19 protein-coding genes, 1 tRNA gene and 2 pseudogenes are annotated in these 16920 nt (G+C 54.3%); 7 read left to right on the top strand and 15 right to left on the bottom strand.

All coding sequences use genetic code 11. From position 1 onward, the window contains the following. Positions 1-4: 4 nt before the first annotated feature. On the bottom strand, positions 5-451 hold the full coding sequence (locus tag ACP15L_RS20125; protein ID WP_425085551.1) for a DUF302 domain-containing protein: 447 nt from the start codon (positions 449-451) through the stop codon (positions 5-7). A 118-nt stretch (positions 452-569) separates the two neighbouring features. Between ACP15L_RS20125 and hisF the strand changes: the two genes are divergently transcribed. From hisF to ACP15L_RS20110, 3 genes are all read left to right on the top strand, one after another. Beyond that, complete coding sequence (hisF, locus tag ACP15L_RS20120) at positions 570-1331, top strand: imidazole glycerol phosphate synthase subunit HisF (RefSeq protein ID WP_425085550.1); 762 nt, start codon at positions 570-572, stop codon at positions 1329-1331. Further along, the gene (locus tag ACP15L_RS20115) at positions 1328-1645 is read left to right on the top strand and encodes a phosphoribosyl-ATP diphosphatase (RefSeq protein WP_170374929.1); all 318 of its coding nucleotides are present in this window, start codon (positions 1328-1330) and stop codon (positions 1643-1645) included. The genes hisF and ACP15L_RS20115 overlap by 4 nt, the downstream gene beginning before the upstream one ends. Positions 1646-1717: 72 nt before the next feature. Beyond that, complete coding sequence (locus ACP15L_RS20110; protein WP_425085549.1) at positions 1718-2284, top strand: hypothetical protein; 567 nt, start codon at positions 1718-1720, stop codon at positions 2282-2284. 2 nt (positions 2285-2286) lie between these two features. Here the strand turns inward: ACP15L_RS20110 and ACP15L_RS20105 are convergent, their stop codons facing one another. The 4 genes from ACP15L_RS20105 to rlmB form a co-directional block, all read right to left on the bottom strand. Continuing rightward, entirely contained in the window at positions 2287-2757 is a 471-nt protein-coding gene (locus ACP15L_RS20105; RefSeq protein ID WP_425085548.1) for a CoA-binding protein, read from the bottom strand. A gap of 197 nt (positions 2758-2954) precedes the next feature. Continuing rightward, on the bottom strand, positions 2955-3335 hold the full coding sequence (locus ACP15L_RS20100; protein WP_425085547.1) for a YHS domain-containing (seleno)protein: 381 nt from the start codon (positions 3333-3335) through the stop codon (positions 2955-2957). A 171-nt stretch (positions 3336-3506) separates the two neighbouring features. Continuing rightward, the gene (locus tag ACP15L_RS20095) at positions 3507-3788 is read right to left on the bottom strand and encodes a hypothetical protein (protein WP_170480654.1); all 282 of its coding nucleotides are present in this window, start codon (positions 3786-3788) and stop codon (positions 3507-3509) included. 9 nt (positions 3789-3797) lie between these two features. Beyond that, positions 3798-4574, bottom strand: a complete 777-nt coding sequence (gene rlmB, locus ACP15L_RS20090) for a 23S rRNA (guanosine(2251)-2'-O)-methyltransferase RlmB (RefSeq protein ID WP_425085546.1) — start codon at positions 4572-4574, stop codon at positions 3798-3800. 116 nt (positions 4575-4690) lie between these two features. On the opposite strand from rlmB, the gene ACP15L_RS20085 reads away from it, so the two are divergent. Beyond that, positions 4691-4774 (top strand) — tRNA-Tyr (locus ACP15L_RS20085). Between the two features lie 31 nt (positions 4775-4805). On the opposite strand, the gene ACP15L_RS20080 is transcribed toward ACP15L_RS20085, so the two are convergent. From ACP15L_RS20080 to ACP15L_RS20070, 3 genes are all read right to left on the bottom strand, one after another. Continuing rightward, positions 4806-5045: a hypothetical protein gene (locus ACP15L_RS20080; protein ID WP_419739011.1), complete on the bottom strand. Its 240-nt coding sequence runs from the start codon at positions 5043-5045 to the stop codon at positions 4806-4808. 510 nt (positions 5046-5555) lie between these two features. Then, positions 5556-5711: a hypothetical protein gene (locus tag ACP15L_RS20075; RefSeq protein WP_425085545.1), complete on the bottom strand. Its 156-nt coding sequence runs from the start codon at positions 5709-5711 to the stop codon at positions 5556-5558. A 379-nt stretch (positions 5712-6090) separates the two neighbouring features. Then, a complete protein-coding gene (locus ACP15L_RS20070) occupies positions 6091-6330 on the bottom strand; it encodes a hypothetical protein (RefSeq protein ID WP_425085544.1) in 240 nt (79 codons plus the stop codon). A gap of 309 nt (positions 6331-6639) precedes the next feature. On the opposite strand from ACP15L_RS20070, the pseudogene ACP15L_RS20065 reads away from it, so the two are divergent. Both ACP15L_RS20065 and ACP15L_RS20060 read left to right on the top strand, forming a co-directional pair. Then, positions 6640-7168: pseudogene (locus ACP15L_RS20065) on the top strand (tyrosine-type recombinase/integrase). Between the two features lie 206 nt (positions 7169-7374). Beyond that, positions 7375-7527 (top strand): annotated as a pseudogene (locus ACP15L_RS20060) (IS6 family transposase); the annotation flags it as partial. Between the two features lie 83 nt (positions 7528-7610). Here ACP15L_RS20060 and ACP15L_RS20055 read toward each other — a convergent pair. From ACP15L_RS20055 to ACP15L_RS20040, 4 genes are read right to left on the bottom strand one after another with little or no spacing between them, the layout of a single operon-like run. Beyond that, the gene (locus ACP15L_RS20055; protein ID WP_425085543.1) at positions 7611-8381 is read right to left on the bottom strand and encodes an SDR family NAD(P)-dependent oxidoreductase; all 771 of its coding nucleotides are present in this window, start codon (positions 8379-8381) and stop codon (positions 7611-7613) included. Further along, positions 8378-9316 (bottom strand): SDR family oxidoreductase, encoded by a 939-nt coding sequence (locus ACP15L_RS20050; RefSeq protein WP_425085542.1) that lies wholly within the window; start codon positions 9314-9316, stop codon positions 8378-8380. The genes ACP15L_RS20055 and ACP15L_RS20050 overlap by 4 nt, the downstream gene beginning before the upstream one ends. Then, complete coding sequence (locus tag ACP15L_RS20045; protein WP_425085541.1) at positions 9313-10215, bottom strand: bile acid:sodium symporter family protein; 903 nt, start codon at positions 10213-10215, stop codon at positions 9313-9315. Before ACP15L_RS20045 ends, ACP15L_RS20050 begins: the two co-directional genes overlap by 4 nt. Next, complete coding sequence (locus ACP15L_RS20040) at positions 10212-11567, bottom strand: flavin-containing monooxygenase (protein ID WP_425085540.1); 1356 nt, start codon at positions 11565-11567, stop codon at positions 10212-10214. The genes ACP15L_RS20045 and ACP15L_RS20040 overlap by 4 nt, the downstream gene beginning before the upstream one ends. 68 nt (positions 11568-11635) lie before the next feature. Between ACP15L_RS20040 and ACP15L_RS20035 the strand changes: the two genes are divergently transcribed. After that, positions 11636-12304 (top strand): TetR/AcrR family transcriptional regulator, encoded by a 669-nt coding sequence (locus tag ACP15L_RS20035; protein WP_425085539.1) that lies wholly within the window; start codon positions 11636-11638, stop codon positions 12302-12304. A gap of 314 nt (positions 12305-12618) precedes the next feature. Here the strand turns inward: ACP15L_RS20035 and ACP15L_RS20030 are convergent, their stop codons facing one another. The 3 genes from ACP15L_RS20030 to ACP15L_RS20020 all read right to left on the bottom strand — a co-directional run bounded on the left by ACP15L_RS20030 (position 12619) and on the right by ACP15L_RS20020 (position 16835). Beyond that, positions 12619-13578, bottom strand: coding sequence for a glutaminase (locus ACP15L_RS20030; protein ID WP_425085538.1), 960 nt, complete (start codon positions 13576-13578; stop codon positions 12619-12621). Then, entirely contained in the window at positions 13556-14995 is a 1440-nt protein-coding gene (locus tag ACP15L_RS20025) for an alanine/glycine:cation symporter family protein (protein WP_425085537.1), read from the bottom strand. The genes ACP15L_RS20030 and ACP15L_RS20025 overlap by 23 nt, the downstream gene beginning before the upstream one ends. 488 nt (positions 14996-15483) lie before the next feature. Beyond that, positions 15484-16835 (bottom strand): IS3 family transposase gene (locus ACP15L_RS20020; protein WP_425084199.1). Its coding sequence is split into 2 segments (ribosomal slippage): positions 15484-16499 and positions 16499-16835, totalling 1353 coding nucleotides; the frame shifts between segments, so codons are not numbered across the junction. Positions 16836-16920: the final 85 nt, after the last annotated feature.

The raw sequence follows: 16920 nt of genomic DNA, 5'->3' as shown, positions 1-16920 counted from the left end.
TGCCTTACTGCGCGGCAGCCGAGGTCAGTTTCTTCAACGCGCCGCGCATTTTTTCGATCACGGGCGAGTTTTCGACCTCGTCAAGTTCATCCATCGTCTCTTTTGGGTCTTCATAGGCCAGCCAGACCTGCCCGTTCGCATCCTCATAGGCCTGCACTTTTAGCGGCAGGAACAGGCCTGCACGCGGGTCGATCTGCATCGCGGGTGTCCCGAGGGCTGGGTTGCCGAAGATCAGCACCTGATTGGGCGGAATTGGCGTACCAACCTTTTCGGCACCGGCTGCGTGGTCGATGCGGGCAAAGACCGTCGCGCCTGCGTTCCCCACTGCGGCTTCGAGGGCGTCCAGCGCCTCGGGCACGGATTTTGCGGTTTCTACTTTGATGATATCGTCAGCCATTGCGGCAACTGCTCCTGCAAAAAGGAAGGTAGTGGTCAGAATAAGGTTTCGCATCTTGTTGATCTCCTGATGAATTTGGGGACAGTTTTCACAGGTTTGAGAGGGGTGACAATCACAAGTCTGGCATCGGCGGGGCTTTGCCGGTAAGGGTGCGGGCAACAAAGGAAAGCGCATGCTGAAAACCCGTATCATTCCCTGTCTGGATGTCGCCGATGGCCGCGTGGTCAAAGGTGTGAATTTCGTGGGTCTGCGCGATGCAGGCGACCCGGTGGAATCGGCCAAGGCCTATGACGCCGCCGGCGCGGATGAGATCTGTTTTCTGGACATTCACGCCACGCATGAAAACCGCGGCACCATGTTCGACGTGGTTCAGCGCACGGCCGAGCAGTGCTTTGTTCCCCTGACCGTAGGTGGTGGCGTGCGGACCAAGGATGATGTGCGTGCCCTGCTGCTGGCGGGGGCGGACAAGGTCAGCTTCAATTCCGCCGCTGTTGCCAACCCAGATGTGATTGCCGAGGCGGCAGACCAGTTCGGCAGCCAGTGTATCGTTTGCGCGATCGACGCCAAAACCGTCAGCCCCGGAAAATGGGAGATCTTCACCCATGGTGGCCGCAAGCCCACCGGCATCGACGCGGTCGAGTTCGCGAAAACCGTGGTCGCCAAAGGTGCTGGAGAAATCCTGCTGACCTCGATGGATCGGGACGGAACCAAGTCAGGGTTCAACCTGCCGCTAACCCGCGCAATCAGCGACGCGGTGGATGTGCCTGTGATCGCATCGGGTGGGGTTGGCAATCTGGACCATCTCGTCGAAGGCGTCACCGAGGGCGGGGCGAGCGCCGTACTTGCGGCCTCGATCTTCCATTTTGGTGAATACACCATCCGCGAGGCCAAAGAACGCATGGCCGCCGCCGGTATCCCGATGAGGCTGACATGAGCATTCTGCACGATCTGGCCGCCACAATCGAGGCGCGCAAAGGGGCGGACCCGGAGAGCAGCTGGACAGCAAAGCTGCTGGCCAAGGGCCCAGAAAAATGCGCTGAGAAATTCGGCGAGGAAGCTGTTGAGGCCATCATCGAAGCCGTCAAGAACGACAAGGACGGGCTAACGGCCGAGGCCGCCGACGTGCTGTATCACCTTCTGGTCATGCTGGCCGCGCGCGACGTTGCGCTGGACGATGTGCTGTCGGAGCTGGCTCGGCGTCAGGGCCTTAGCGGTATCGCCGAAAAGGCCGCACGCCCAAAAAGTTAAGCTCAGTCTTCCGTCCGCGCCGAAGCGGTTCTATGATCATGTTTCACGGTCTATCGGGCGAGGGACATCACAATGATCAGAGCTTTGGCCTGCGTTCTGGCCCTCGTGACTTTGGGCGCCTGTGCGACCCCGCCACCGTCCACCGGTGATGAAGTTGAGCGTCTTGCCTCGGAAATCCAAAGCCTCGGTCCCGATATCGACCCGGCTGAGGCCAACCGGGCCGCCCGCATTGCGTATTCTTACACCGCGCAGCTGGTGCACGAATATGAGATCACCGACCCTCCGTTGATCCACAATGCCAAGGTCAACAAGGGCCTGCGCCCGCGTGGGTTATGCTGGCACTGGGCCGAAGATATCGAGCGGCGCTTGAAGCAAGAGAACTTCCAAACGCTGGACATGCATCGCGCCATTGCCAACGCCGACAATCCGCTGCGAATCGACCACAGCACAGCCATTATCAGCGCGCGCGGCGAGTCGCTCTATGATGGCGTGGTTTTGGACCCGTGGCGTTATGGCGGGGTTCTTTTCTGGTCTCCGCTGCAGGAAGACACAAGATATGAATGGGTCCCGCGTGAGGTTGTTCTGGAAAAGCGCAGGCAAGAGCAGGTGGCCCGCCTCAAATCCTACCCGGCGCAGTAACGCTATAGCTTGGATGAAATGATACCAGTGCTAAAGCCGCCCATGCGCAGTTCTCCGAACAGGCGCTGATATTCGATCTTGGGGCAGCGATTCATCACCACATCTACGCCGCGCGCCTCTGCCTTGGCGGCAGCCTCTGCGTGCTCAACGCCGATCTGCATCCAGACGGTGCGCAGGGATGGGAATACCTCCAGCGCCTCATCCACGATCGGAGGCACGGCCTCAGAGCGGCGAAAGATATCCACCATATCAACATCTTTCGTAATTTCTGACAGGCTGGCGCGCACGGTTTGACCGAAAAGTTGCTTTCCCGCATGGCCGGGATTAACCGGGATCACGGTAAAGCCTTTCAGCGACAGATAGCGGGCCACGTAGAAACTCGGCCGCACCTCGTTCATGGACACCCCGACCACGGCAACGGTCTTGGTGCGCTTCAGAATGGATCTCAGGAACTCATCAGAATAGTCAGCCATGCCGCTACCCTATGCGACGGCTGAAAAAGAAAAAAGCGCCCAAGAAACCTTGGGCGCCAGTTGTTGGAACGAGGGACAGTGAAATGACCCGCGGCAGTTCCGTTCCGCGGTCACTGTGACATTTAGGCATGTTTTGGTTAAAAAAAAGAGGGCGCGCTCATTTTTGTGATGACTTTTCACAAACGGCGGAGGATCGCCTATTCCCGGTACAGAATCTCAGGCCAGTTCCCTTCGGCCTGATGGATGTATTCCAACTGATCCTCACGCCATTTCCGCTCAATTTCAGGCGAAAACGTCAAGTATAGGCGCCCATCTACCACTTGCCAGGCCCCCGGATCAGTTCCCTTGAGGATGCCTTGTGCCATCGCATAGGAACAATACCCCCCGAACTGAGGGGCAAAGGCGCGCGGATTCGCCTCAAAAAGCGCGCGATTTTCGAGAGAGGCGAAATGCCATTCGGCTCCCTTCCACGTCACCGAAATCTCGGGGCGGCCTTGCACGGGTACGTCGCCCTGAAAATAGGACACGGGATCGTATCCCGCCATCGCAGCCCCCTCGGGCGCGAAATATACGGGCATGGGCTGCGCAATAGCGGCAGAAGCGAGAAGAGTGGCGCTCAGCGCGCCAATGAGAGCGTGGCGGATTGGCATAGGTATAACGGAATCATGGACTCAGCGTCTCAATCTGCAACGTTTTGCGCTGCGAGACACCCCAGATGACGCGGTTGTGATCACCCCCAAGACCCAGGATCAGTCAAAGATATCCTCGATCACATCCCAGGCCTCATCCATCACGCGCGAAAACAGCGTTTTCTTCTTTTTCTTGCGCTTGGATTTCGGTGGGGCGGTATGGGATACGGCGTGTTTCCTGGGCGCGCTTTCGGTCACCTTGCGCTTGGGTAGCATCTTGAGGTCATGCAACGGTGCGCCGCAACTGGAACAGCTCAACTCGTGCCGCTGCTTTCCCTTCAGGACAAGCGCCGCTCGGGTCCCGCAATAGCAGCAGGTGGCGATTTTCGATGGGCCAGAGATGACGCGCTCCTATCCTGTGTACCGTGAGGCATATAGGGCAATCGCCGCCGCGTTTGAGACGTTCAAAGATCCAAAACCGCCAGCTGCGTCAATTTTCACCAGATTGTCCACGGTTTCCTTGGTCTTTTGCCGCAATCCGGGGCCTTCTGCACCCAGCACCAGCGCCACGGGACGATCACGGTGATCCCCTATGGACGCCTCGATCGTATCCTCGGCCTCACCATCGAGGCCTAGCACCAGAAAGCCCATGCCCTGCAACTCGACAATCGCGTCGGCCAGATTGCGAACCCGCAAATAGGGCTGACGCTCCAAAGCGCCGCTTGCGGTTTTGGCCAGCGCCCCAGTCTCAGGCGCGGAATGGTGCCGAGTCCCGATCACAGCGCTGGCGCCCAACACTTCGGCCGAGCGCAGAATCGCCCCGACATTGTGCGGGTCTGTCACCCGATCCAGTAAAATCACTCGAGGGTGTTCGCGCCCTATGCAGTTTTCTGCCAACCCGCCCCATTCCAGCGGCTTGACCTCAAGGGCGGCACCCTGATGGACTGATCCCTGATCAATCGGAGCGTTGAACTTCCGTGGATCGACCATCTCGGCCTCGATCCCAGCAAAATCAATGGCTTCCGCCAGTTTATCACGGGCATTTCGGGTCACAATCAGGCGCAATTTCTGCCGTTTCGGGTTCATCAGCGCATCGCGCACAGCGTGCAGACCAAACAGCCAAACCGTTTCCGAAGCGGCTGCTTTGCGCGCCTGTTCCTTTTCCACGACCCACTTGGGTTTCTTCATTTTATTGGCCTCCGGGCCGGGCGTTCGATTTCATGCGTCAAAGCGGTATTTTCCTGTTGACGCTCCTTTGGTGCGCTAGTAATCACGCCTCCACGTTAGGTGCAACGCCTGACAGTGGGCGACAGGCCGCAAGGTGTGGCAGGGGACTGTAACTCCCTCGCGGAGACGCACGCCTGGTTCGATTCCAGGGTCGCCCACCACTTTCTCTAGCAGAAAATGTTGGCAAATCTATCAGTGTAGACTGAGAAGCACTTCGATATCGCGGCGGCTCAACCGACGCAGAAGCGCCCTGTCTTCTGCCAGAAGAGACTCACCGCTTTCGATCTGTTTCTCAAGAAACGCGGCGATTTCGCTTGTGGGCTGATAGTAAAGGTCGATCTGCTGTTTACTCAGATCTTCAACCAACTTCCGTAGGAGCTGTTTCTGCTTCTCCGAATCAAGATCTTTGCGCTTGTCTTCCAGCATGGCCATTCGCTTCGTTTGTTCACACCCAAATTGTAGGACGGTGAGAGCGTTTGACAAAGTCGTACCGCGCGGCTTCTACGCAAGCCCGAGTTGGGTCGGTAAAAGTGACATCGTTCCAAAAAAAGACGGGGCGCGCTGGAAACAAAGCGCGCCCCTATCTCAGGGAGGAGAAACCGATCTCGCGTTCGAAACACACCATGAACGCTAACTCGTTACAGTGTTGACTATGGCGGCTTTCGGTTTTGTGTTCAGTGATGTTGTTCACATATAGACTGCTCGGCGACCGAGTCTGCGTGTCGACCCGCTGCTACCGCGGGACGTTTTGTAACTGATACGCTTGTAGCTAGAACCGCGGCCTTAGCAGTCGTTCGCTTGCCTTAGTGTGTATCCATTGCCTGTGCAGAAGCCCCTTTGTTAGTCAGCTGGCTTGAAAGGGAATTCACGTCGGACCTCAGTTTTCTTCATTTTTCTAACAATTGATGGCTTCGTTTATTTCTCTCTAAGCAGGGCGAAACACTAGGAAAGCATCGCAATAATGGCTGCGAGAACGATCACGCCCAGTATCGTCAGCTTTGTCGCGGCGACTACCCCATCAGCCCGAGCTTCCCATTTTGTCTTAGGGCGATTCACGGCGTTGTTCCATCCAAGGTCGTTTTCTTCGTGGTCGGGCATAATTCGTGTCCTTCGCGTCGGTTTTTGGGGCAGATTTCCTGTAACAAAAGTATCCCGATTATTGCGAAAATCGGTGTGAAAAATATGCTGATCAAAAGCCACAGCCATGGGTTGCGATGCCTGTTGCTTGCCATACGCATGGGCAAATAGACGTAAAGCCACAGCGTGAACAGCAGTGCGATGACTAGAGCGAAATCAGCAAAAGTTTCCGTCAATACATCACTTAAGTATCTTACGGTTGTTTCGGTATTCCGAGCTAGCTTTTAGGTAATGCCTTGCGGAGTGACTTAACTATTGAAATCCGGTCAATGTTTTTGGATATCCTACCAATTTTGAGTGACGTCCCCCCCCCCATGCAAGATACTCAGGCCCGCTGTTGCTAACGTCGGATGAAACGTATGATCTGCTGCTTCACAGCAACTTCGAGTGATACAGGTGTGCCGCCAACCATCACCTTCCGTCCATCACACCCAGCTTGGTGTTGGTACACCGCTTCGGCCAGGGCTTCGTGGGTCTCGTTGGGCATTAACCTGTCAGCCAGTTCGTAGAACGAGGATGCAAGTTCTTCCAGACCAGCTATGCCGTTGGTCATATCCACGTTGCGGGCAGTCTCCATCATGGTGTTGGCCCGCTGAGGTTCAATCTCGACGAATGCACCGACCCGTTGCGGCAGGCAGCTGATTTGATGGTTAAGTAGACCGGCGGTGGCAGTTCCTGAAACCTGAGGACTTTCCTGTGCTGAAGGCACGCGAGCAGCAACTAGACTGCAACTGTCGGCACGGCCTCGATGTTTGGGACGAAGGGGAATGGGCGGAGACCGAAGATGCCAAAAATTCTACTTCCCGTTGTCACAACGCGCCGCCCGCCTTGGGATAAAGGCAGACTAGTCGGACAGAAGCGGCTATCGCAGTAGAAGCAGGTCTGGGCCATTCGTGCCCGGCTCAAACTCGCAAACAAGCTGAGAAACCTCGTTGAGTATAATCTTGGCGTCGATAGCAAGTAAGCGCGGGTGCGATCTCGTCCGCCTTAGGTTTAACGATCTCGCCGTTGGCAATACTGTTCGTGATCGGGTGTCCGTTGTTCAAAGCAAAACTTCAAAGCCAGTGCATTTTGAAGTCACAGAGAATAAACGTGAAGTCGTATCGCATTAGATCTCTTCGCCGTCCACGAGTGGAAAACGGTATATTTTTCCGAGTCGTGTACACGCTTTAACGCATAATTCAACAAGGCAATACGCTAGGCTTGTCCGGGAATGATTGTTAGCGATTGGTCTCGATCCATCTAACTATGGCACGCATTCGCTGAGGCGCACAAAAGCGGCTTTGATATACAGAAAAACTGGAAACCTACGTGCCGTTCAACTTCTGCTCGGTCACAGCAAAGTAGACCGCACAGTCCGTTACCTTGGCGTCGAGCTTGAAGACGCCCTTAATGCTGCCGAAAGCATCGATATGTAACCAAATAGGCGGACGGGATCGTCCGCTCGCCGCTCCCAAGCAGACTTTCGAACTCTCCGGTTTATCTTCCGCTCAGAGCCCATTTTGTGGGATGCTGCAATGAGCCAGAATGACCACTTTTGGCATTTCTAAACGGTCATAGTTTTGTCTCGGGCTGGATTGGAAGCAGAAAGGTCGATAGTCGGTGGCACGAATGACATTGAGGAAAAGAACGCGGGATGCAGCGTTTTTGGCGTATGCAAAGTTTACAGAAATTCGCCGCCATTCAATCCTCCCTCTACAACCACTTTAACCAGGAGCGGTCTCTCACCAGCCGAGGTGCCTTCAAGCTTACAAGCTCTGCTGCTCTCGCCGATTAACGCGAACTTGGCGCGGAATGAAGGATAGCTCTACTGGCCTAGTTGAGACTGTTTCCAATTCGTCTGACAGCACCCTTCTAGAACTAACTCCTTCCAATTGTGCGCATCATTTGGCGGAAGAAGAGCGACGGAGCTAACCGGTTCATGGCGTTCGATAGGGTTGCAACTCGACCAACGGGCACAAATGTTTTTCGGTTCCGAGCCCCGCGGAGAATGATCTGGGCTGCGTCTTGTGGCGCCATGTAGTCAACACCGTCAGTTGCGGAACCCGGACGGGCGAAACCCTTAGTATCTTTTTCGGTCTGCCCGATATTCGTTGCGACAAAGGAAGGTGCAGCAATAGTAACGGACACCCCGTGACGGGTTTCCTCGGCTCTCAGAGACTTAAAAAAACCTTCCATTGCATGCTTGCTAGCGGCGTAGGCAGTTCTATGGAAAAGCGGCGCAAATCCCGCGACTGATGAGATCGCCAGATGCGTTCCCTTGGACTTTCTTAGTGGAAGTAAGAAGTGCCGAGCGCACTCAATTGCAGAAAAATAGTTGATCTCAAAAAGGTCGCGATGAGAGCTCATGTCACTGTCGGAAAACGCCGAGATTTGCGTAACCCCTGCGTTGTAAATAACCATGTCAATTGAAGGTCTATCCTTCAAAATCTGAGTGCATACATCTGCACACTGCTTAGGTTTTGTCAGGTCACAAGCGTAGACACTAAGATCTTTGTCATCAACCAAAGCGTCGAGGCGTGGGCCTGTAAGGTCAATGATTACGGTATGCCAACCTTGTTCTCGCAATGCCTCAAATAAAGCCTGCCCCAGTCCGCCAGCACCGCCAGTTATGACTGCAGTTTTTTTCACTTCGCGTGCTCCCACCAGAGCTCAAATGCTTCTGCACTTGAGTATTTGGGTTGATAGCCGAACTTCACCTTAAGTGCAGTGTTGTCCAGCACAGGTCGAAACTGCAGAAATCGAACTTGTTCAGGACCATAGCGAGAAAGCCCTACGGGTCGGGCCACGGCCAGTGCCATCTTGACCAACTTTGGCGGCAACCAGCGCACAGTCTTGCCCATGGCCTTGGCGATTTGGGAAACAGTAAGCGCACCGTCGCCAGAGACGTTGAAAATGCCCGCAGGCCCGTTTGTCGATGCGCGCAGCAGTATTTCTGCCAGGTCCTTGTCCCATATGAAGACAAAGGGGCTTTCTGATCCTTTCAGCCCAAGTAGGCGAGGCTTTTGGAACAGAGACGTTATCTGGTTCTCGATATGGTTCCCGAGAACCGTCCCAACCCTCAATACGACTTGCTCTAATTCCGGGGCTGTTTTTCTCGCGTCTGCCAGCATCTCCTCGACCAGTCTTTTGTGCCAAGAATACGCGAATTCCCGATTGCCGCGAATTGCGTCCGTTTCTCGCAATAGCGCAGGATTGTCGGCGTGATAGCCATAGGCCGCGCCAGAGGACGTAACGACCAGTCGCTGTACTCCCGCGGAGATGGAGGCATCAAGAACTTTCCGCGTACCTTCAACATCGACCTGGTACTCGAGGTCCCGCGTTGTGTCTGGCCCGGGGGTTACAATCGAAGCAAGATGCACGACCGTGTCGGGGCGTTCTGACATGATGACGTCGTGTGGGTCGCTACTGGTCACATCTATCTTGATGAACCGCGCGTTAGGCGGCAATTTTGCTGGTTCTCGGATATCCGTAGCTATGACGGCATAGTTGTCCTTATGCGCCAGACGACTTAGCAGCGCTGTTCCGACTGCACCAGCAGCGCCAGTGATGAGAAGGCGCTTCATACCGGAAGCTCCTGCCTTGCGAAGAAGCCCGCAAGAACCAAGCCAGAAATCGCGTGCCATATGCCCCACAAAGCGGCGGCAACAGCCATACCTCCCATTCCTCCAAAAAAGGCAAAGATCAGGATGAGCCCCAGCCCCGAATTCTGAATACCTGTTTCAATTGTAACTGAACGGCGATCCCGCTCGGACAACCCTGTGATCGTTGCCGTTGTGTACCCTCCAAGGAATGCCAGCGCATTGTGGACAACTACGAGACCAATGACGGCTCCGGCGACCTGAAGAAAATTCGCCCAATTGGCAGCCAGCGCGAGCACAATGAAGGCAATAAAGATGGCCATTGAGAGCCATTGCATTGGGCGGCGAATGCGATCAGCCAATGGTTTTAACCGCGCGTTTACTAGCATTCCCAGGACCAATGGTAGGATCAGCATGAACCCGACCGTTATTGCGACGGCGACTGGGTCGATTTCAGTGCGCTGCAGGATCTCGCGCGTCGGGCCATAAAGGTTACCCCAAAATGCAATGTTTGCGGGTGTTACGACGATGGCTCCGACCGTCGCGAAAGCGGTCATTGAAACCGATAGCGCCACATTTCCTTTCGCCCGGTGGGTCATGAAATTTGATATGTTCCCACCAGGGCACGCAGCAACGAGGATAAGGCCCATCGCAACAGATGGCATCGGCCGCAGTGCGACTATCATTAGAAAAGTAAGCGCTGGAAGTACCAGAAACTGTGACACAAGACCAACAATGAGGGGCTTGGGTGCACCTGCAATGCGTCGAAAGTCGTCCGTACGCAAATCCAGCGCGATCGAGAACATGACGATCGCTAGGATGGCATTGAGAACCCTAAGATTTCCGGCATCAAAATTCAGAACGACCTGATCTATTCCGTTCATACTTCAGCCGCCTTGAGTGCAGCGATTTGGCCCGTTACCTCTCTCCGGTAGGTCGCTTTGTCCACGTAGTAGGCCATGCGCGGAAGGTCGATGTAGTTCATACCTCCTGTTGCTCTCTCATATCCATCGGACTTGGTGGAGCGGATTGCCTGCGCCGCAGAGTTGCCTGACCGCAATCCAGCTATGTAACGAGCGATCATTTCGGCTTGCTCATGACGTCCTTGCCAGCCCAACCCCGATGCTTCAACCATGCCAAGAACAAACAGGTCATCTCGTTCTGGGTGCATGCAGTTTAGGTAGAGGTGAGGCGCGGAACCCTTCCAATTGAGATGTTTCTTGTCGATGAATGGGTAGTGAAGCTTGTACCCGGTCGCGGCCAGTATCATGTCGTATTCAGCCGAGGTTCCATCGCGGAAATGAACGGTTTTGCCGTCCAAACGCTCAATATCCGGACGGACCTTCAGATCGCCATGACCCGCGTGGAACAGAATGAGGGAATTGACCACTGGATGCGACTCGTAAAGAGCGTAGTCCGGCTTCGGAAACCCGTATTTCTGCGGATCACCGACAAACCATTTCAGGATCGCGCCATCGACTTTTCGCTTAAGCCACATGGGCAGGCGGATCTTACCCCCCATGGTGTCAGCAGGGACTCCGAAGACATATTTGGGAACAAAGTAGTACCCGCGGCGCATAGAGAGGTCGCAAGATACGCCATGGTGAATGGCATCGACCGCTATGTCGCAACCGGAGTTGCCCGCGCCAACAACCAGAACGCGCTTACCGGCAAATTGGGTGGGATAGCGGTACTCGGACGCATGGATGAGCTCACCTGTGAATTCACCCTGGAATTCGGGCATGTTGGGTTCTGACAGCGTGCCGTTGGCAATCATTAACCCTGCAAAATTTTGGATATGATGGGTGCCGGTCTTGTCTCGCCAGGTTATTTCCCATCCGCCGCGTTCCAATGGTTCGGTCTTGAGAACTTCAGCTCCGAAATGAAAGTGCTGATACAGGTCAAACGCTTTTGCGAAGTCTTGGAAATAGGTCTTCATTTCGCGATGTGACGGATATTCTGCCGTATCCTCCAGCATCGGGAAATCAGTGAATTCCGTCATGCGCTTAGAAGAAATGAGATGGGCGGTCTCGTACATCGTGGACCGAGGTGCATCGATGTTCCACAGACCACCCACATCGTCGGCCAGTTCAAATCCTTGAAATGGCACTCCCTGCTCGACAAGCGTCTTTGCCATTGCAAGGCCCATTGGCCCCGCACCGATCAAAGCAAAACACTCTTCGGGGCGGGCCTTTGCCTCAACCAGCTGGCCCGCTCTCACCTGCGCCTGTTCCATTCGCGTCTCCTCCTGCGACAGTATTTATCTTGAACGAACGTTCTAAATAAGGCAAACTGGTTTTTGAGATGCCACAACATGCTGTAAAAGAAAGAAAAAGGGCTCCGTCGCGGCGATCCGTCGCCGCGAGAGAACGAATCTTCGATGCTGCAGAACAGGTTTTTGCTGAGAGGGGATTCGAGGGCGCTTCAATTCGAGACATTGCTGAACGCGCGGGTGTTCAGAAAGCCAACGTGAATTTTCACGGGGGTCCGAAAGAAGAGTTGTTCGAGCAAATAGTGGCGCGTCGAGCTTCTGAGCTGTCTGAAGAACGTCTCTCTAGAATTGAATTGTTGGACGCACATTCGGACTGGAGTGTCGGTGATTTGTTGTCAGCCTTCATGCTGCCGCTCGTTTCGCGAGCCTTCAGCGGAGATCCTCAGTGGCTTGCGTATGCACGAATAGTGGCGATTGTCTCGGCTGATACACGGTGGCGAGATTTGGCCAAAACCCACTTTGATCCGGTGGCCATGCGGGTTGTAGAAAAGCTGTGCTCAAAACACCCAGAGGCTAGTCCAGAACGAGTTGCGGGTGCGTTGGTGTTTGCCGTGTCTTCAATGCTCGCCCTGTGTACGTCGCAGTGGCGAATTTTGGCCCTAAGCGGAAACATTGGCGAGGCGGATCGCGAGAGCATGACCTTGAACCTTTTGAGTTTCTGTGAGGCAGGCTTAATCGGCAGTTTGCAGAAAGCGGAGTGATTGACAGCAGCGCCTCGGTCTTGCCAGAAAATCTAGCTAAGGCCTTATAACCATTGGATAACAAGTCGCGCGAGTTGATTGCCGAGAAGATACCCTTGGAGCAGTCTTGTCATAAGAACTTGGTTTGAGGCGCGTAGGGCGCTATCTAAGCTTCTATCCATGAAAAGATGATCGCCGCTCAAAGCGCTGGAAACCTATTCTCGGATCACTGGTCTGACATCGCCGCCACCCATTCCGGTCTGACGTCAGTTGTGTTCTATGCCGGTCATTGAAGCGCAACACAATTTATTTGAACCCGGTTCACCCAATCCGGGTCATACACTTGGACCGAAGATGGACCACCCCGTGGCGCGTACCAGTTCTTGAAATGCGATTGTTGCCAAATGGGAATTGCCTTTTTGATCGAGCCCGGGGCTCCAGGCAACAACAGATGCAATACCAGGTACAATGCACAGGATTCCGCCGCCGACACCGCTTTTCGCTGGCAAGCCAACACGGAAGGCAAACTCGCCCGAGGCATCGTAGGATCCACACATCATCATGAGCGCAGTAACTCTTCTCGCTCGTTGCGCTGACAATATTGTGGCGCCGGTGGCCGGATTTTGACCCGCCGCCGCAAGAAAACGACCTGCTAGCGCCAACTGTTCGCAAGACATAGCGATGCTACACTGGCGAAAGTAGAGCGACAGAACATCCTCTACGGGAGACTTAAGGTTGCCTTCCGCCTGCATAAAATGGGCAAGCGCACGATTTCTGGAACCGGTTCGGATCTCTGAGTCCGCAACCGACACATCAACCTCAATCGAGTTGTCCTCCGAAAGCTCTCGGCACAACGTCAAAAGGTCGTTGATTGCGTCGTCAGCAGAACGGTTTTCGAGCAGAATATCGGCCACTACGATCGCACCGGGGTTGATAAACGGGTTCCTTGGAATTCCGCGCTCGTGTTCAAGCTGAACGATCGAATTGAACGGATCGCCGGAAGGTTCTCGGCCAACTCTCTGCCACAAGGTGGCGCCAACCTGTTGCAGCGCCAAAGTAAGCGAGAAAACTTTTGAGGTGCTTTGGATTGAAAACAGCGTGCTCGCGTCGCCAGCAGACACGAGCGGACCGTTGATTGGTGCAACTGCAATACCGAATTGGTTCAGATCAACTGTGGCGAGTTCTGGAATATACTGTGCTACTTTGCCCCTTTCGGACATGCCGGCGATGCGATCTGCGATATCGTCCAAGACTTCCTGAAGCTTTTCGCTTTCAGTGGTTTTGAGTGTCGGCATGGATCTCCTCCGTCCAGACAGTGTGATCTACGCCCTTACTCAGCTCGGGAAATTTGCTTGCGACAAAGCGAGGTTCAACGTTCTGTCGGCGTTGCGAGAAATAATCGACTGTTAGTTTGTAGACGGTTCCAGACAGCAGCACTATTGCTACCAAATTGATGGTCGCCATTATTCCCATGGCCGCATCCGCAAAGTTGAACACTGTGGCAACAGCTTGCACAGCGCCCCAGACAACCATTGAAAGGCAGCCCAATCGCAAGATGTAAATCGGCAATTTGCCTTCCAATTTTAGGAACGTCATTGCGTTTTCGGCATAGGAGTAGTTGCCAAGTATGGATGTGAAGCCAAAGAAGACGATGGCAATCGCGATAAAGTGGCGGCCGATTTCGCCCAAGTGGACCGCCGCCGCGTCTTGAGTCAGTCGCATTCCGGTAGGCCCATCAATTTCGACTGCGCCCGATAGAAGAATGAGCAGGGCAGTTGCCGTTGCGACCAAAATCGTATCCACAAAACACCCAAACGCCTGAACGAAACCTTGGCTGGCAGGATGGTGGGGATCAGGTGTTGCAACCGCTGCAATGTTTGGGGCCGAGCCCATGCCCGCTTCGTTTGAGAAAAGTCCCCGTTTGATGCCGTTAAGCGCAGCAGCCATGACGCCTCCTGTCACGCCTCCGGCAGCTTCCTGAAGGCCAAATGCCCCGGCAACAATCGACCACAACATTGCGGGTACTTCGGAAATGTTCAGGACTACGACAACGCAGGCAAGCAAGAGGTAGAGACCTGCCATGAGTGGTACAACGATCTCTGCAAACTTTGCGATGGTTCTTATTCCACCGAATATGACTACCGCTGCGGCTGCGGCCAGCGCTATGCCAACCACCAATTTGTTTAAACCGAATGCGCCCTCGAATGCTTCAGCAATCGAATTGGATTGAACCGCGACAAAAACCAAACCAAAGCTGACAATCAGGCAGATCGAGAAAATGACCCCAGCCCAAGGAGCGTTCAAGGCGTTGGCCATGTAGAACGCAGGACCTCCTCTGAACCTTCCGTTGGAAGATGTGACTTTGTAGAGTTGGGCCAAAGTACTTTCGGAATAGGCGGTGCCCATTCCAACCAATGCCACGATCCACATCCAAAAGATTGCGCCCGGACCTCCCAAGGTCAGAGCTACCGCTACGCCAGCAAGGTTTCCAGTGCCGACGCGAGAAGCCAGACTTACTGTCAGCGCTTGAAAAGGAGTAATACCTCTTTTGTCCGTGCTCTTCGCAGACGTGAGGACGCGTAACATTTCCCCAAAATGGAGAAACTGAAGCGCACCAAGACGAATTGTAAAAAAGATACCGGTTCCAAGAAGGCCGTAGATCAATACGTAGTTCCAAAGAACCGTGTTTATGCCGCTAACCAATATTTCCAAAGCGCGCCCCTTGAGAATTCAAGCACTTCCTGGAAGGCAAAAAGAGCCTGCCTATTTTTTCATCATGCACGAAGATGCGACGGTTGTCAGGAATATGCTGCGAAGAATCTCTAAACGTTTGGCGCGCGGGTCATTGAAGTTGTGCCACAAATTCATGATAACATATGCGTTGACAGTGCGCATGGTAGAGTCTGTGCCGTAGTGCTTCGAATTGTACTGGCTGAAACGTCCTGAGGGACAAAAACGATCCTCCTAACCTCACCGAACGGGGGCGGACACTTGCGCAGTCGCAGCGAACCATCGCTTTGTCCGCAGAGCTGTCATTCCTCGAAACTTTCTCCAATGTCTCCTTCGCGCAAGAATACTGCCATCCGCAGTATTGCTCCAAAGGACGGCAATCAGCCCAAAGCAGACTGTCCGTTGTCAGGGGTTTTGGGACGGATGGCGGCGTGATCTAAGAGAGTATCTGTCTCATCTGGTTAGATTGATTATGCGGCGGTTTTGCGGTGAAGCAAGCGCCGGGTTTCGATAGTCTTTCGTTTGATCCTTTCTCGTTGTTTTAGAATGGTCTGCCCGCGTCCGAAGTAGACATCAGCGGGCGTGAGGTTTTGCAGGCTCTCGTGATAACGCCGGTGATTGTAGTGCTCGACGAAGGCGTCAATCTGCTGCGTGAGATCACCGGGCAGATAGTAGTTTTCCAACAGGATGCGGTTCTTGAGCGTCTGGTGCCAGCGCTCGATCTTTCCCTGAGTTTGCGGATGGTATGGTGCCCCTCGAACATGATCCATTTTCTGATCTTCCAGCCATTCGGCAAGCTCACCAGAGATGTAACTGGACCCGTTGTCGCTGAGCAGACGTGGCTTGTGCAGCACCGTTGCCTGATCACAGCCTGAGGCGTGCAGGGCGAGGTCCAGTGTGTCGGTCACATCCTCGGTCTTCATCGTCGTGCAAAGCTTCCAGGCGATGATGTAGCGGCTGTAATCGTCCAGGATCGTGCTGAGATAGAACCAGCCCCAGCCGATCACCTTGAGATAGGTAAAATCGGTCTGCCAGAGTTGGTTCGGTCGTGTTGTCTTGTCCTGGAACTCGTCTGCGGCTGACAAAACCACATAGGCTGGGCTGGTGATCAGATCGTAAGACTTGAGGATGCGGTAGACCGAAGCCTCTGACACAAAGTACTTTTCTGTGTCAGTGAAGCGAACAGCCAATTCACGCGGGGAAAGCTCACTTTCCTTCAGAGCCAGATCCTTGATCTTCTCGCGCACTGGCGTGGGAATGCGGTTCCAGACCCGTGACGGCGTGGGTCTACGATCTTCAAGCGCCTCGGGGCCGCCGACGAGATATCGGTCGTACCAGCGATAGAAGGTGGTCTTCGGAATGCCCAGCTTCTCCAAAGTGCGCTTGGTCGGCAGATGCGATTGCTCAACCAAGCGGATGACTTCCAGTTTTTCGGATGCGGGATATCTCATGCGTCGTCGTCCCCATCCGCGATCATGCTTTTTTTGAGCAACCGCAGTTCAAGAGCCTGTTCGGCAACCACCTCCTTCAGATCACGGGCTTCCCGTCTCAGATCCTTCACTTCGGTGGAAGTTGCCGCGCGGGCCGTGTCGCCTGCCAGACGTTTCTTGCCGGCCTCCAGAAATTCCTTGGACCAGCTGTAATAAAGGCTCTGCGCGATGACCTCACGACGGCACAGCTCTGCAATGCTGTCCTCGCCTTTTAGGCCGTCCAGCACGATCCTGATCTTCTCTTCTGCGGAATACTGTTTGCGGGTCGCACGGCGAATGTCCTTTACGACCTTCTCACCGTGGCTCTGCTTGGTTCCGGGTTTCTTTCTCATCTCCACTCCTTGGCGGTTACGATGAGCCAGAAACCCTCTCTTATCAAATCGACCTAAACTGTCCCATTGGCGCTGACGTCAGACA

Source organism: Ruegeria profundi, from assembly GCF_049800715.1.
In the GTDB taxonomy this organism is placed as follows: domain Bacteria; phylum Pseudomonadota; class Alphaproteobacteria; order Rhodobacterales; family Rhodobacteraceae; genus Ruegeria; species Ruegeria profundi_A.
This window is presented reverse-complemented; position numbering and strand designations above follow the sequence as displayed.